The 14,683-nt window shown below is 65.6% G+C and carries 19 protein-coding genes; 8 read left to right on the top strand and 11 right to left on the bottom strand.

Annotated elements, in window-relative coordinates; translation table 11 throughout:
- Positions 1-19: 19 nt before the first annotated feature.
- Complete coding sequence (locus tag ACY9XZ_RS09240) at positions 20-385, top strand: hypothetical protein (protein ID WP_463456739.1); 366 nt, start codon at positions 20-22, stop codon at positions 383-385.
- Here ACY9XZ_RS09240 and ACY9XZ_RS09245 read toward each other — a convergent pair.
- From ACY9XZ_RS09245 to ACY9XZ_RS09255, 3 genes are all read right to left on the bottom strand, one after another.
- Positions 369-737, bottom strand: a complete 369-nt coding sequence (locus ACY9XZ_RS09245; protein WP_463456740.1) for a hypothetical protein — start codon at positions 735-737, stop codon at positions 369-371. The two genes, ACY9XZ_RS09240 and ACY9XZ_RS09245, sit on opposite strands and share 17 nt — an antisense overlap.
- A 6-nt stretch (positions 738-743) precedes the next feature.
- The gene (locus ACY9XZ_RS09250) at positions 744-998 is read right to left on the bottom strand and encodes a hypothetical protein (protein WP_463456741.1); all 255 of its coding nucleotides are present in this window, start codon (positions 996-998) and stop codon (positions 744-746) included.
- Between the two features lie 68 nt (positions 999-1,066).
- A complete protein-coding gene (locus ACY9XZ_RS09255; RefSeq protein WP_463456742.1) occupies positions 1,067-1,435 on the bottom strand; it encodes a hypothetical protein in 369 nt (122 codons plus the stop codon).
- 91 nt (positions 1,436-1,526) lie between these two features.
- On the opposite strand from ACY9XZ_RS09255, the gene ACY9XZ_RS09260 reads away from it, so the two are divergent.
- Complete coding sequence (locus ACY9XZ_RS09260; protein WP_463456743.1) at positions 1,527-1,928, top strand: ubiquitin family protein; 402 nt, start codon at positions 1,527-1,529, stop codon at positions 1,926-1,928.
- A gap of 16 nt (positions 1,929-1,944) precedes the next feature.
- Here ACY9XZ_RS09260 and ACY9XZ_RS09265 read toward each other — a convergent pair whose 3' ends face one another.
- Positions 1,945-2,217 (bottom strand): ubiquitin-like small modifier protein 1, encoded by a 273-nt coding sequence (locus ACY9XZ_RS09265; RefSeq protein WP_463456744.1) that lies wholly within the window; start codon positions 2,215-2,217, stop codon positions 1,945-1,947.
- 164 nt (positions 2,218-2,381) lie between these two features.
- Here ACY9XZ_RS09265 and ACY9XZ_RS09270 point away from each other — a divergent pair, with 164 nt between their 5' ends.
- Complete coding sequence (locus ACY9XZ_RS09270; RefSeq protein ID WP_463456745.1) at positions 2,382-3,344, top strand: C-terminal binding protein; 963 nt, start codon at positions 2,382-2,384, stop codon at positions 3,342-3,344.
- Between the two features lie 63 nt (positions 3,345-3,407).
- Here the strand turns inward: ACY9XZ_RS09270 and ACY9XZ_RS09275 are convergent, their stop codons facing one another.
- Complete coding sequence (locus ACY9XZ_RS09275) at positions 3,408-3,809, bottom strand: hypothetical protein (protein WP_463456746.1); 402 nt, start codon at positions 3,807-3,809, stop codon at positions 3,408-3,410.
- A 95-nt stretch (positions 3,810-3,904) separates the two neighbouring features.
- Between ACY9XZ_RS09275 and ACY9XZ_RS09280 the strand changes: the two genes are divergently transcribed.
- Positions 3,905-4,690, top strand: a complete 786-nt coding sequence (locus tag ACY9XZ_RS09280) for a helix-turn-helix domain-containing protein (protein ID WP_463456747.1) — start codon at positions 3,905-3,907, stop codon at positions 4,688-4,690.
- Between the two features lie 147 nt (positions 4,691-4,837).
- Complete coding sequence (locus ACY9XZ_RS09285) at positions 4,838-5,857, top strand: transcription initiation factor IIB (RefSeq protein ID WP_463456748.1); 1,020 nt, start codon at positions 4,838-4,840, stop codon at positions 5,855-5,857.
- Positions 5,858-5,887: 30 nt separating this feature from the next.
- Here ACY9XZ_RS09285 and ACY9XZ_RS09290 read toward each other — a convergent pair whose 3' ends face one another.
- The 4 genes from ACY9XZ_RS09290 to ACY9XZ_RS09305 form a co-directional block, all read right to left on the bottom strand.
- Positions 5,888-6,682 carry an HpcH/HpaI aldolase family protein gene (locus tag ACY9XZ_RS09290; protein ID WP_463456749.1) on the bottom strand — a complete coding sequence of 265 codons (795 nt, stop codon included), beginning with the start codon at positions 6,680-6,682 and terminating at the stop codon, positions 5,888-5,890.
- A gap of 77 nt (positions 6,683-6,759) precedes the next feature.
- The gene (locus ACY9XZ_RS09295; protein WP_463456750.1) at positions 6,760-7,086 is read right to left on the bottom strand and encodes a cupin domain-containing protein; all 327 of its coding nucleotides are present in this window, start codon (positions 7,084-7,086) and stop codon (positions 6,760-6,762) included.
- Between the two features lie 123 nt (positions 7,087-7,209).
- Positions 7,210-7,944, bottom strand: a complete 735-nt coding sequence (locus tag ACY9XZ_RS09300) for a class I SAM-dependent methyltransferase (RefSeq protein ID WP_463456838.1) — start codon at positions 7,942-7,944, stop codon at positions 7,210-7,212.
- A complete protein-coding gene (locus ACY9XZ_RS09305; RefSeq protein WP_463456751.1) occupies positions 7,941-8,825 on the bottom strand; it encodes an aldo/keto reductase in 885 nt (294 codons plus the stop codon). Before ACY9XZ_RS09305 ends, ACY9XZ_RS09300 begins: the two co-directional genes overlap by 4 nt.
- A 125-nt stretch (positions 8,826-8,950) precedes the next feature.
- On the opposite strand from ACY9XZ_RS09305, the gene ACY9XZ_RS09310 reads away from it, so the two are divergent.
- Both ACY9XZ_RS09310 and ACY9XZ_RS09315 read left to right on the top strand, forming a co-directional pair.
- Positions 8,951-9,910, top strand: coding sequence for a S49 family peptidase (locus tag ACY9XZ_RS09310; RefSeq protein WP_463456752.1), 960 nt, complete (start codon positions 8,951-8,953; stop codon positions 9,908-9,910).
- Entirely contained in the window at positions 9,903-10,958 is a 1,056-nt protein-coding gene (locus tag ACY9XZ_RS09315; protein ID WP_463456753.1) for a DUF4350 domain-containing protein, read from the top strand. The genes ACY9XZ_RS09310 and ACY9XZ_RS09315 overlap by 8 nt, the downstream gene beginning before the upstream one ends.
- 33 nt (positions 10,959-10,991) lie before the next feature.
- On the opposite strand, the gene ACY9XZ_RS09320 is transcribed toward ACY9XZ_RS09315, so the two are convergent.
- Complete coding sequence (locus ACY9XZ_RS09320) at positions 10,992-11,522, bottom strand: hypothetical protein (protein ID WP_463456754.1); 531 nt, start codon at positions 11,520-11,522, stop codon at positions 10,992-10,994.
- A gap of 207 nt (positions 11,523-11,729) precedes the next feature.
- Between ACY9XZ_RS09320 and ACY9XZ_RS09325 the strand changes: the two genes are divergently transcribed.
- Positions 11,730-14,081: a PAS domain-containing protein gene (locus tag ACY9XZ_RS09325; protein ID WP_463456755.1), complete on the top strand. Its 2,352-nt coding sequence runs from the start codon at positions 11,730-11,732 to the stop codon at positions 14,079-14,081.
- 158 nt (positions 14,082-14,239) lie between these two features.
- Here ACY9XZ_RS09325 and ACY9XZ_RS09330 read toward each other — a convergent pair whose 3' ends face one another.
- Positions 14,240-14,527, bottom strand: a complete 288-nt coding sequence (locus ACY9XZ_RS09330) for a HalOD1 output domain-containing protein (RefSeq protein ID WP_463456756.1) — start codon at positions 14,525-14,527, stop codon at positions 14,240-14,242.
- Between the last annotated feature and the right edge of the window lie 156 nt (positions 14,528-14,683).

Below are 14,683 nucleotides of genomic sequence, written 5' to 3' on the forward strand. Positions count from 1 at the left end.
TGCCGACTCCAATTTTCTAATGCGCAAGCAAGACATCGACGACTTCGAATTCCAGGTAGAGTCCCGACTGACCAGCCACGGCGTGTACGTCACCGAGTTCGACGACGAGGGCGATACGTACCGGCTCACCTACGAATCGATCTCGGCCGACGAGGCGGCCGTCATCCCCCACCGGGAGATCGGCCGCGTGATCAACGTCTTCCGGGACCTCCACGCCGACGACTGGTCCGGGGTCGACGTCGAGGCGACCGTGACGGACCTCGAGGGCACCGAACTCGGCTACTGGTCGGTCGACAGCGAGTGGATCGACGACCTCGAAAACGGCGACCTCTCGGAGACGGCCTTCTCTCAACGCGTCATCGAGACGATCACGGTTCGGAGCTGACCGCCAGCACGTCCCTGATTTCGAGCGTCGCTTCGAACTCTTCGCTCCTGTCCAGCCGCCGGCCGTCGCGCTCGAACTGGGCGGCGTGGGCCCGCCGAACCGCGTCCTGTTCGCGGTCGCTCAGTCCCAGTTCCGCCCCGATACTGTCCCAGTGGCCCGCCTCGGCACAGACGTAATCGGCCGCTCTGGGGCCGTCAATGCGCTCGTACTCCCTGTCGTAGGTCGCACGATTCGCGTGGAGATACCTCTGGACCTGTCCGAGCAGATCGGGGAGTTGGTCGAGCGGGACGCTGGCCTGCGTGCCGGCCAGCAGGACGATCTGTCCCTCGATGGGGTACTCCGGGTCGGCCATCCCCGGTCAGCCGCCCGCCCGCATCGCTTTCTGTGCAAACTGCTCGATGAGCGGCTCCAGCGTCTCCGGCTCGCCGTCGAACCGGATCGTCACCTCGTTGAGCTGGAGGCTGGGGCCGATTGCGACTTTTTCCTCTGAGAGCGTCGCCGCCCAGCCGTCGCCTTCGACGGTCGCTTCGCCGCGTTGCTCGCCACCGAGGTTCTCTAGGTAGCCGATAGCAGCCCGCACCGAGATGCCGCGAAAACTCCGTTCACGCTCCATTGCGTGGGTGTTACGGGTGCTGTCGTCTAAACCTATCGGCGGTCCGACGCTCGGTCGGCACAACCGCCTTAGCCGGGCCGGATACCGTCATCGACGATACGGGCGTTGCGTTCGCGGTTGATGCGCTCGTCTAAGTCCCCGTGGTCGTATATCTGGGCGATAACGGCGGCGTGGAGGTCGCGCCAGGCCATCGCGTAGATGGGCGATTGGCCCCAGGCCCGGAGTTCGACGACGTACTCGTCGTAGGCCTCCCACCGGTTCTCGAACTGTTCGATGCGGTCGACGACGGCGCTGGCCGGTTCCTCGGAATCGAGTGCGGCGTTGAGCTCCCGCTCCCAACCGCCGACGGCCTGTTCCATGTCGCGTTTCGTGTCCTCGCTGTCCGGCGGCAGCGAGTCGACGATCCCGGACGGAATCCCCAGTTCGATGTTGTCCATACCGCCACACAGAGTTCGCAGCCAATAAACCCCAGCGGTGGGCGAACATGTTCGTCTCTACTGATTTGTGTCGGCGGGTTGTAGTGTCCGTATGAGCAGTGAGACAGTAGAGCGACAGTCGTCGGCTCCGGACCTGACCACTGTCGAGGTCAGGTGTACCGGCCACGTTCGCCGGGTCGTCGGCGAGCCGTCGCTGTCATACACGTTCGAAGGGGACACGCTGCGTGACTTCCTCGATGCGTTCTTCCGGGAGTACGACGTGAGCGACATGCTCATCGCGGAAACCGAAGCCGACGCCACCACCGAGGGCTGGGCCCCGGAGATGGCTGATCTGCCGGGCGACTGGGCGAAAAACCCCGAGGGCGAGCAGACCAGGTGCTACGCGCGAGTCGCGGTCAACGGCGAATTCAACGAACACCTCGACGGACTGGACACGCAACTGGAAGCCGGCGACCGTGTCGGCCTGATGTTCCCGTTCATCTTCTGTTGCTGAGTCGGTCCGGCGGGACCTACCCCCCGGCGACCGGCGGGAACACGCTGAGTTCGTCCCCGTCTTCCAGTGGGGTCTCCAGTCCGTCGAGATGCGTGATATCCGTGCCGTTGAGGAGAATCGTCAGGTACTCCCGCAGTTCGCCGTCCTCGAACAGGTCCATCTCGGTGAACTCCTCGGAGAGTTGTCGGAGCAGGTCACCCGCCTGCAGGCCGCTTTCGTACTCGCGCTGGACCGTTTTCTGCCCTACGGCTTCCCGGAAGTTGGCGAAAAACCGCAGTTCGATTTGCATACCGCTGGGTTGGCGGTCGAGCGGCTTAAATCACAGCGCTCGGACACCGTGGCTCGAACAGCCAGCGGGTTTGCACGTTGTATTCAATCTATCATTGACCTCGAATTCCTATTCGGCGGGAACGGCTTCGACCGGTTTTACCGTCCCAGTCCCTCACTCCGGATATGAAACGTGTAGTCGCGAGCGATGACCCGATGATAGATGTCGACCGGCTGCGGGCGGAACTCGACGCCGATGTCGTTGTCGCGGAGACGGGCGACGAGGAGGCGCTCCGGGAGGCTGCCGCCGGTGCAGCGGCGCTTGTCGTAGACGTGAACACGCCGGTCACTGCCGCGGTGCTCGACGCGCTGGACGACCTTCAGATCGTCGCGCGAGCGGGTGTCGGTATCGACAACATCGACGTGTCCGCGGCGGCGGACAACGGTGTGGCCGTCACGAACGTCCCCGAGTACTGCACGGACGAGGTCGCCACCCACACGGTGACGCTACTGCTGGACTGCGTTCGGACGCTCACCGCTTACGACCGCGACGTTCGTGACGGCGGCTGGGGCTGGGAGCGGACCCGCCCGGTGCACCGCGTCCGCGGCGGGACGCTGGGCCTCGTCTCCTTCGGCCCCATCGCGCAGCGAGTCCGCGACCAGCTACGGGGCTTCGATCTGGACGTGATCGCCTACGACCCCTATGTCGACGCCGAGGAGATGGCTGACGCCGATGTCGAGAAGGTCACGCTGGAGACGCTGTACGAGCGGGCCGACTACGTCTCCCTCCACGCGCCGTTGACCGAGAGCACGGCGGAGATGATAGACGCTGACGCGCTGGCGGCGATGCGTGACGACGCTATCCTCGTCAACACCGGCCGCGGCGGCCTCGTCGACGAGGGGGCGCTTCGGGCGGCGCTTGCCGACGGAACGATTGCGGCCGCCGGCCTCGACGTCCTGGCCGAGGAGCCGCCGACGGCGGACCACCCGCTGATCGGGCTCGACAACTGTATCGTCACGCCGCATGCGGCGTGGTACTCCGAGGAGGCCCGCGACGACCTGAACGCCGCCGTCGCCGCGAGCGTCGAGGCCGGGCTGGCCGGTGAGACGCCGCCGAACCGGATCGACCCCGAGACGGACTGGCTGTAAATAGGCAGTGACACTCGGTCACTGCTGCCGGCAAACCGTTTCCGGCGGGTGGCGTAACCGATCTCAACAGCGGATGAACTCCCGACGCTGGTCGCCGAGGGCGCTCTGACCGATGACTGCCGTTTTGATGTCCCGGACGAGATTCGAGCAATACGCGCGGGGTCCGGGGTCACATGTCCCGACACGCCTGGCCTGGCGGTAATCACAGCAGAGCGCGACCGGCAACAGCGGGGCCGCGAACAGGCCGGAGAGCGTGATACCCAACTGGAACGGGTGGCCGGCCGGCACGGTGAGCCACGCGGCGGTCACGACCGTCCAGGACACCACCCCGTAGACGACGGTGTGTCGCCAGTTGTGCGCCGGCAATCCGTATCCGCGGGCACCCGATGACGCGTCGTCCGGCGTGTCGCCGGTGGCTGCGCCGTCGGGCGACTCAGCAGTAGATGGAGAAACGGGACAGGACATACGCTTTCCGTGGCCTCCCGTCATAATCACGGCTGGTTTGGCATACGCCGAACGAGACAGTGCGTATAAGCCGCTCGACACGCAACGGGACGCATATGCGAGAGTTCATCTTCACTATCGACTACGAGCGCAACGTCGACCCCGTGATGGACGTGTTCATCGACTATCCGGAGACGCACTCCCGGACAATCGCGTGTAACGTCACCCGAGACGGGATGTGGCGGCTCGAACGGGTCGCTGGCCCGGAGGCGGCCCTCGAACAGCTTGACGACGTGTACGACGATCCGGTCCAGTGCACCGAGTGCATCGGGACCCGAAACTGCAAGACCGACTGGACCTACGAGGTCATTGGCTCGGACCCCGGCGTCCGGACGGTGTACAGCTACCGGTCCGAAGCCGGCGACTGTCACTCGATTCCGCGGCTGGCGATCGACCACGTCGGCCGCGGCGTCCTCGTCGAGACCGAGCGCCGCGGAAGCCGGTGTGAGTGGCGGCTGCTCCTGTGCAGCGACGCCGGCGTCGACGGGCTGTTCGAGGAGATGAAATCCGAACTCCGGGAGGGACTCACCGTGGAGTTCCGGCAGCTCAGTTCGCCGTCGTACTGGGTCGACGAGGCGGTGACGCTGGCGGAGCTCCCCCCCGAGCAACAGGCCGCCGTCGAGGCCGCCGTCGAACACGGCTACTACCGGACGCCCCGGGACACCTCACTCACCGACCTCGCAGAGACGCTCGACGTGTCGCGGTCGACGCTCCAGTACCGCCTCCAGCGGGCCGAAGCGTGGATCGTCCGGTCGTTCGTCACGCGGTCGATGGGACCGGTCCAGGCCGACGAGGAGGTCGCCGAGGGCGGACGGCTCCGCATCGGTCGGTCGGGCGTATAACCGCTAAGGGGCGCTTTTTAGCCGATTCGCCGCTGCTGCCACGGACTCACTGAGCGAAGTTCGGCATATGCCAAACGAGTTCTCATGCAGGATGCACCCCTACAATTGGGTACGACCGCGGGCGTCCCACGCGCTCGCACACACACTATGACGACACGCAGCATCTATTCCCCCGACGAACGCGGTGACAGTGTGGACGAACAGGCCGACTCCGAGGCGAGTACCGGCCACGCCTGTCCGGACTGTGGCGGAAGCCTCGTCACCGACGACAGCCGCGGCGAAACGGTCTGTGAATCCTGCGGCCTCGTCGTCGACGAGGACGAGATCGACCACGGGCCGGAGTGGCGCGCCTTCGACAGCCAGGAACGGGACGCCAAGCGCCGCGTCGGCGCGCCGACGACCGAAATGAAACACGACAAGGGCCTCTCGACCAACATCGGCTGGCAGAACAAGGACGCCTACGGCAACTCCCTGTCGACCCGCCAGCGCGAGAAGATGCAGCGCCTGCGCACCTGGGACGAGCGGTTCCGCACCCGCGACCACGCCGAGCGCAACCTCAAGCAGGCGCTGGGCGAGATCGACCGGATGGGCAGTGCCCTCGGCGTTCCCGAGAGCGCCCGCGAGACGGCCAGCGTCATCTACCGCCGCGCGCTCGACGAGGGGATGCTGCCCGGCCGCTCCATCGAAGGGATGGCGACGGCCGCGCTGTACGCCGCCGTCAGGCAGGCGAACCTCCCGCAGACGCTCGACGACATGGCCGTCGTCAGCCGCGTCGACGAGATGGAGTTCACCCGCGCGTACCGCTATCTCAACCGCGAACTCTCCCTGCAGGTCGGCCCGCCGGACCCCGCGACCTACCTCAGCAAGTTCATCTCCGAACTCGATGCCGACGACGCGCTGGAACGCCAGGCCCGCGCCCTCATCGAGGCGGGGAAGGAAGCGAACGTCCACAGCGGCAAGAGCCCCGTCGGCCTCGCCGCCGCGGCCATCTACGCCGCCGGCCTGCTGCTCGGCGAGGAGATGACCCAGGAGACCGTCAGCGAGGCGACCGACATCAGCACCGTGACCATCCGCGAGCGCTACCGCGAACTGCTGGAAGCCGAGGCGGAACTCGACGACAGCGCCGTCGACGCGACGAACTGTCCTGAATCCGGCGCGAGCGCCTGAGCGGCCACGCTGGCGCTTCCGTTCTCCGTCTTAGCTCCGTTCCCCGTCGAAGTTCTCCAGCCACTCACGCACGGCGCTCTGTACCGCGCCGGTCGTACTCCCGACGTGCAGTATCTGGTACCCCGACTCGGCCTTCTCGTTTACGTCGTCCATCCCGAAGCCGAGCCCGCCGACGGTGACGCCCGCCTCGACGGCCGCCGAGCGGACCGTCTCCACCGCCTCCTCCACTTCTGGATGGTCGATTTCGCCGGGATGACCCAGCGACACCGAGAGGTCAAAGGGCCCGATGAACACGAAGCCGAGCTCGGGCACGTCCAGGATGGCGTCGATGTTCTCGACCGCCGCTTTCGTCTCGATAGTGGTCCCGATCAACGTCTCCTCGTCCGACGCATCGATGTAGTTCTCGCCCAGGCCCCAGCGACGCGCTCGGGGCGCGGCCAGTCCCCGGTCGCCCGCCTCGCCGTCGTACCGGAACCGGCCGGACTTGACAGCCTCCCGGACCTCCTCGGCACTCTCGACCCGCGGCAGGAAGACGTTCTTGACCCCCAGGTCCAGCGCCTTCCGCACCAGCGTCGGCGACGTATCCGGCAGGCGAACCAGTAGCTCCGTCCCGGTGCCGTCGGCCGCCCGCAGGAGGTTCTCGACTGTCGCCGCGTCCCACGGGTCCGGCCCGCCGTGTTCGAAATCGAGCCAAACGAAATCGACGCCGAGGTCGCCGTAGAACTCTACTAGCGTCGGACTGTACGTGTTGTCGAGGACGCCCAGCGCGACGCCCCCGCTATCGACTCTCTTGCGAAGGCCATTCGTCGGCAGTGGTTCGGCCATAGCATGTCAGTGAACTGCAACACCGATAAGCGTGGTGCGGAACCGTCTGGCTGGCACTGCTGTCTCGGCGGCAACCCTTACTGTCCCGGCAGCGGACAGAGGCTCGCGGTCAAGACGGCGACTTCGTCGGTGTGGTTGTGCGCGCCGTGGGCCTGCCCCCGCTCGTTGAGGGCGACCCCCGGCGCAGTGATGACTTCCTCGGTGTCGTCCTGCTGGACCGTCACCTCGCCACTGATGACGTGGAACACGTTCGTCGCGTCGTCGTGCTCGTGCGGGTCGATCCTCGCGTCCGGCCCCAGCGCGAACGCCTTTACGAGTACGTCGTCGGTTACTGCCAGTTCCCCGTCGATGACTTCGCCCTCTGTCGGCTCGGCATCGAACTCGGACAAGCGGTCGAGTGTCATATTTGCTCGTGGGTCGGGGCGTCCTTAGCCGTTCGGTTGTTATGAACAGATGTGCTCGTTGGAGTCTTGTGAGTACGTGTGGCTGTTAGACTACGCACTCGCGCTGCAGTGTCTCTAAACGTCTCACCCATCTGCTAGCCGGAACGCGAGACTGTACATAGACCCGGTTCGCTCGGAGCCGATAGCAGAAACGAGGTCGTCAGCCATCGCGGCCAGCGGTCCCCCAACCACGTCTGGAAGTTCGTCTGCGTACCCACGCACCACATCGCCATGTGCCGCCAGATGCGCCTCGGTCCAAGGAACGGGATCGAGCAGCGGCTTCTTTCGCTCGACAATCCAACCGTGGTCGGCGAACACCGCAGCCAGTACGGCGGCGGGGTAGAACGTTAGCGCCGGTCGACCGTCGACCACCCGCGCGGCGGCGTTCTCTAGGGCGAACAGTCGGGTGACTGCTGCACCGGCTGGTGGCACCGCGTAGTCGTCGACAACGAGACGCCCACCGGGTTTCGCCACCCGTGCCAGTTCGGCCGCGATGGCGTCCAAGTCGGCAGGCGGCAGGACGTTACAGAGCCCGTGGGCGGTGACGAGGTCGACGCTGTCGGTCGCAAGCGGCGTCGCCCGGAGGTCGGCCTCAACGACGACCAGCCGGTCGGCGTTCCCGTCGCCGACGCGCTCGCGGACCGTCGCGGCGTGGTCGGCGTCGTTCGTCACCGCGTACACCCGCTTCGCCCCCGCGGCTAGCAGCCCGGCCGTCGTGTTGCCGACGCCGGCTCCGGCTTCGAGACAGGCCTGCCCCTCGACCTGCCGGTCGGCGAGGGCGGCCGCCACCGTCTCCGGAACGTCTGTGTCCACACTCAGTGGTGGAGCTGCTCGGGTACCGGGCTATCGTCGTGTCGCGCTTCCTCGATGAGCGCGCGCTGGCGGGCCTCGTCCATTCCCGCAGCGCGGCTGGCGGCGTCGAGCACCATTTTGACGAGCTTCGGGTCGCCGGGGCTGACGACGGTGTCGAGGCCCTGGGCGGCGGCGAAGTCGAACCGCTCGCGGATGCCCTCCGGCGTGTCGACCGGCTCGTACCAGTTCGCGTACGGGCGGTCAGCTTCGGCCAGTTCGTCGGTCGGCGGCCACGACCCTTTCGCGAACGCCTTGATGCCCAGCGTACCGATGTCTTCCGCCTCGCAGCGTTCCAGCACGGCCTCGTAGTCGTACTCGTCGCCGTCCTTGCCGGCGACGACGGGGTTGAGCGGGAACATCACCGTCTCCAGGTCATCGATGCGGTCGATGGCGTCGAGAATCAGTTGGGGGTTGCCGTGGCTCGTCAGCCCGATGTGGTCGATTTTCCCCGCCGCCTTCGCCTCCCGTATCGCGTCCAGCGCGCCGCCGTCGGCGGTGATGGTGTCCAGTTCGTCCTCGTACTCCAGGCCGTGGATCTGGTAGAGGTCGATGGTGTCGATGCCCAGTCGGTCCAGCGACCGGTCGATCTTCCGGGCGGCTCCCTCGTACTCGCGCTCCTGGGTCTTACAGCCGAGGAAGATCTCCTCGCGGTACTGACGCAGCTTCGGCCCCAGTTTCAGCTCCGCGTCGCCGTAGGTCGGTGCCACGTCGAAGTGGTTGACCCCGTGGTCCAACACGAGTTCGACAAGCTGGTTCGCTCCCTCCTGTTCGAGCCAGTTGAGTGCTATCGAGCCGAACGTCAGCACCGTGCTCTCCTGTCCAGTGTCGCCCAGCGCTCGGGTTTCCATATTGGGTGTACTGCTCGGAGCCCAATAACCGTTGGTCGCTGCTGCCCCAGTCAACCCACTGCACCGGACTGCGACAGGGAGCCGACCGGGGTTTATTACTCTCTCAGTCCGAACGGGGCGTATAGATGTTTGGGAGAGAACAACTGTTCTCGGCGATGACGGCGTCGTACGTGATCGCGGTCACGCTCGCCCTCGTCATCGCCGCAATATTCGCGCCGGTCATCTGGAACGGCGTGCCAAGCGCCGGCGACGACGATCCGAGCGTCGCCGTCGTCACCCTTCGCGGCGGGACGACCGACGCCAACGTCAACGCCGTCAAACAGGACCTCCGCGAGGCACGCAACAACGAGTCCATCGAGGCGGTCGTCCTCCGGGTCGACAGCCCCGGCGGTCCCGTCGACGCAAGCGAGGAGTTCTACCTCGAAGTCAACCGGACCGCCAGCGAGATGCCAGTCGTGGCCTACGTCGAGGGGACCGCGGCCTCGGGCGGCTACTACGGCATCACGCCGGCCGACGAGATCGTCGTCAAGCCCAGTTCCAACGTCGGCAGCATCGGCGTCATCGTCCAGGCCCCGCTGAGCCTCATCGAACAGGTCGAACGACAGGGCGAGACGTTCGTCCGCTCGGGGCCGGACAAGGCACAGGTAAGCAAGGACGGCCTCCGCGAGGACATCGAGGTGCTCCAGCGCTCCTTCGTCGGGACGGTCATGCGCCACCGTGGCGATGACCTGGATATCTCCCGCGAGGAAGTCGCTAACGGAAACACGTATCTCGGGGCAGAGGCGACCCAGAACGGCTTCGCCGACCGTATCGGCGACACCGAACTGGCCATCGAGCGGGCCGCCGCGCTCTCGGAGGGAATCGAGGGCGACGAGTACGACGTGGCGTATCTGGGCAGCGGCGGTGCAGAGTTCAACGTCATCATCGTCCCTGCTGGCGCTGAAACCGTCCAGGGTGCGAACAACGTGACCTATCTCGTCCACCCCGACGACAGCGAGACGACGTTCCGGGAGCCGGTGAAGTACTACGCCGTCTGGGGAATTCCCGCCGAAGGCAACAACGCGACGGTGATCCGCAATGACTGAGGGTCGCATCGTCAAGCCGCTCGCCGTGTTCATCGTCGTTCTCGTCGTGATACTGGGCGGGACGTTCCTCCTCGCAGTCGTCAATCCCGGGTCGTCGGGGCCGCCCGACGGCCAGTCTATCGACGGCCAGTCGCCGTCGCAGTACCAGCCCGACGCCGTCAACGCACCCGTCGATCCGGAGGACGGGGAGATATCGATCGACACCGACGGGAGTGACAAGCGGATCCTCGTCGACACGAGCCACGGGAATCAGGTGTCCGAATCCGAACTCGAACCGATTACCGAGGCGGTGTTCGAGGCGGGCCACACCATCGAGTACGGCACGTCCAGCACCGGCGCGTTCGCCGATTCGCTGGGCCAGTACGACGGTGTGCTCATCGTCCAGCCGCTCGGAAGCTATTCGCCGGCGGAACGCGAAGCGCTGCAGGAATACACCGAGGACGGCGGGCGCGTTGTCATCCTCGCCGAACCGACACAGACCCGCCTCTCGACCGGGTTCACCCAGTCGACGACGACAGTGTCGTTCGGGGCCAACAACGCCACCGAGCGCTACGGTGTCCGGATGGGGGCCGAACAGCTGTACAATATCGATGACGCGGCCAACGACAACAACTTCAAAGCCATCTACGCGTCGCCCAGCGACGACGGCGAACTGACCGACGGCGTCGAGACGATCACGTTCGACACCGCCGGCTACGCGGTCGTGAACGGTGACGCCGAGACGAAGTTCACTGCCGCCGAGGGCACCCGGACGCTGGAGACGCGGCGCACCGGCACGTATCCGACGGTCGTCCGCAACGACAACATGGTGTTTGTCACCGACGCGACGTTCATCGGGAGTTCCGAGGTGTACGACGCCGACAACGAGGTGTTCATCGGGAACCTGCTCTCGTTCCTGCTCGACGGTGAGGCTCCCGATCCGGGCGGTGGCGCGACCCCAGACGCCGGATTCGGGACCGGCAGTAGTCCCGACACCCCGGCCGAAACACCGTCGGAGTCGACCCCGACTCCCACGCCGACGCCTGCTCCCACCCCGACCGGGTCCTGACCGGGACCGCGCGGCACGTGATCGCTCGCGTCTTCACTGATCGCTAATGCTGACCGTCGTCTCGCTGTACAGGCCACGCTCGGCGGCGTCGGCCACACTCAGCCCCGCACCGATGGTGTACTCCCCGGCCGGCGCGGGCTCCCACTCGTCGTCGCTGACCCGGAACATCCGGTTCCACCGCCGCCTGAACCGCTTTCGCTCGCCCCGGTCGAACCGCAGGCTGCCGTCCTCGCTGGGGACGCTGTCGACGTGGGACGCCTCGGGCACGCCGTCGACGTACCACGTCCACGGCCGCGGCGAGTCCGTCGGTAGCGTTATCGGTACCGGGAGGGCGTTTTTCATCGTCACGACGAACGGCACCGCGGTTCCCGCCGGAGATACCGTCTGCGGGACCTCGATATCGACCGACACGGCGCGATAGCGGAGCCACGTCGGCACCAGCAGGTCGCTCCAGGCCCCGCCGTCGATGCTGCGTGCGGCCTGTGGCTGCGCCCCGTGCTCTGTGGGGGCCTGTGGCTCCTCGTCGTCGCGGTGGAGCGCCCCCGACTCGTAGATGCGACGCATTGTCTGACGATGGGCTGGCGCGCTCAAAAGTGTTGTCTGGGCCGGTACGACTGTGCTGTCGTGTTTGGCCATGCGGAGCAGGCAGTAGAGCGGTGAGAATCGACGGACCGTTCCCGTTCGTCTGTCGGTACTACACCGTGCATGTGACACACAGCCAAACATCATAAGTGGCCTGCCCCCTGAGATATCAGCAAGCCATCTGTCCCGATGACCTCGACAAGCGACACGATTCGGCTGCTGCACGTCGACGACGAGCCGGACTTCGCGGAGACGGCTGCCGCGTTCCTCGAACGCGAGAACGACTGTCTCTGCGTTGAGACGGCGTCGAACGCGGACGAGGCGCTGGACCGGCTCGAAGCGTCAGGGTTTGACTGCATCGTGTCGGACTACGACATGCCCGGCCGCGACGGCATCGAGTTCCTTGAAGCCGTCCGCGAGGAGTACCCCGACCTCCCGCTCATTCTGTTCACCGGGAAAGGGAGCGAAGAAGTCGCGAGTGACGCCATCTCGGCCGGTGTTACCGACTACCTGCAGAAGGAAGGCGGGACGGACCAGTACACACTGCTTGCCAATCGAATCGAAAACGCGGTGTCGGCGAGGCAGTCGGCGACTGAGGCCAAGCGGCGGCGGCATCGCCTCGAACAGATCCTCAAGACCGTCCCATCGTGTGTCGTACAACTCGATCGCGACGGACAGTTCATCTTCGCCAACCAGCGCGCCGTGGACGTCCTCGGCCTGTCGCAATCGGAGGTGAAAGACCGCGCGTACAACGACCCAGCGTGGGAAATTCGCGACCTCGATGGCGACCCGATACCGGACGCGGAACTCCCCTTTCGGCAGGTGTTAGACACCGGTGAGACCCTATACGACATCCGACACAAGATCCGCTGGCCGGACGGCACCGAGAAGGTGCTCTCGGTAAACGGCGCGCCGTTGTTCGACGACGACGGCGCTGTCGAGAGCGTCGTGTTCACGCTGACAGACATCACCGGGCAGCGCGAACGGAAACGCGATCTACAGGAAATCGAGCGGCGACTGCAACTGGCGCTTGAGGCCAGCGAAACAGGTGTCTGGGAGTGGAACTGCGAGACGAACGAGGTCATCTGGAGCGACACGCTCGAACGGCTCATGGGGTTCGAGCCCGGGGAGTTCGACGGCACGCTGTCGGCCGTGTTCGACCTGATTCATCCGGAAGACCTTCCCGAAGTCCGTGAGCAGATAGAGCGCGCAGTTGAGACGGACAGCATCTACGACGGGGAGTTCCGGTTCATTGATCGTGACGGCAACGTGCAGTGGGGCTCCGTTCGAGGGCAGCCCGTCGAGTACGACGGCAGTACGCTGATGGTCGGCGTCCATCACGATATCACTGAGCGGAAGGAACGCGAACGCGATCTGGAGGCGATGGAGCGGCGGCTCGACGCGATCCTGGAAAACACCACGACCCCGATGTTCATGAAAGACTGCGAGGGGCGGTACATATTTGTGAACAATGGCTACCGGGAGTTGTTCGGGCTCGCGGACGAGGACGTCGTTGGCCGAACCGACTACGAGTTGTTCCCCGAAGAGATGGCTGACACGGTGTGGGCGAACGACCGTGCCGTCATACAAACCGGGCAACCGCTGGAGGTCGAGGAGCGAATCGTCATTGACGGCGAGCCACACCAATACCTCTCGACGAAGGTCCCGATACACGATACCGGCGAACGGTCTGACCCGGACAGCCCGGTCGCCGTGTTCGGCGTCGCAAGCGATATCACCGACATCCGCAATCAGGAGCAGGAACTACAGCGCGAGCGCGACCGGCTTGCGGAGTTTGCGAGCGTCGTCAGCCACGATCTCCGCAGTCCCCTGAGCGTAGCACAGGGGCGACTGAAACTCGCCCGTACGACCGGTGACGAGAGCCATCTGGAACAGATCGAAACCGCGCTCGACCGGATGGAGCGCATCATCGACGACGTGTTACTCCTGGCACGCCAGGGACGGGACATCCAGGAGACGGAACCGGTCTCGCTCCGTGACGCAGTCGCGGATGCCTGGGAGATGGTGTCTCAGGACACCCCGGACGGGGAACTCACCTTCGCCGGCACCGGCGACCGGGACGTGACGATTATCGCCGACCGGCCGCGCCTGCTGCAACTGCTCGAGAACCTGCTCCGGAACAGTGTGGAACACGGTTCCACGGACAGTCGGACGGGGGCCGACAACAGTGTCGAACACCGATCGACGGAGTCGGGTTCGCAGGCACAACCGAGCGTGAACCACGGTGTGACGAGCAGCCAGACGAAGCCGGGGGACGCTGATGCCGCCAATGAGGAGGGCGTGACCGTCACCGTCGGGGCCACGGCGGACGGCTTCTACGTCGCCGACGACGGTCCCGGGATTCCGGCCGACGAGCGCGAGTCGCTGTTCGAGGCGGGCTACTCGACTTCCGAGGACGGCTCCGGGTTCGGGCTGGCGATCGTCGACCGCATCGCAGCGGCCCACGGCTGGTCGGTCGACGTGGCAGAAAGCGCCGACGGCGGCGCACGCTTCGAGATTACCGGCGTCGAGTTCGAGTGACTGGACCGCGGACGTGCCGCCTCTGGCGCGGCTCACAGGGACCGGTTCCGGCACCGGTCGCGCCACGGCGACAAACGTCGACGGTCGACTCGCCACCGCCAACGGACGCGACTCCCTCCGGTATCACGTGGTACCGCCGTAGCCCTGTGGGCCGTAACTCACACGGACGGGTCACCGCTCGGTGAGACTGTCACCGTCCCGTCCGTGGCGATAGTCACGGACCGGCCCGCGTACAGGAAACTGACTCGTCCGCTCGTCTGGCGGCCCGCAAAGAGCGCGTCCAGTGCATCCGGGTCGACAGCGTCGGCCAACGGTGGCAGTTCCGCCGGCGCTGTCTCGGTCGCGGCAGCGACCGCTTTTATAACCGTCAGAACAGTTTCATTCGGTTCCCCTAACTGAGACTGCGTGGTCAGTCCGGCGGACATATCCTCCCCCTGTGATGACATTTCCTTTGCATCTGGTAACTAAACGCAAATAAATTTACGTCAGACATATGTAGTTAGTATGTAAATTATAACGCAAAAAGCGGCGGAGCGGACCTTTCGATACTGTCCACGCGACACGACTCGGAAGCGGCCTCGGGGACTCGAAGCTGCCACCGA

The sequence above is a fragment of the Haloarcula sp. HT12 genome, from assembly GCF_055271655.1.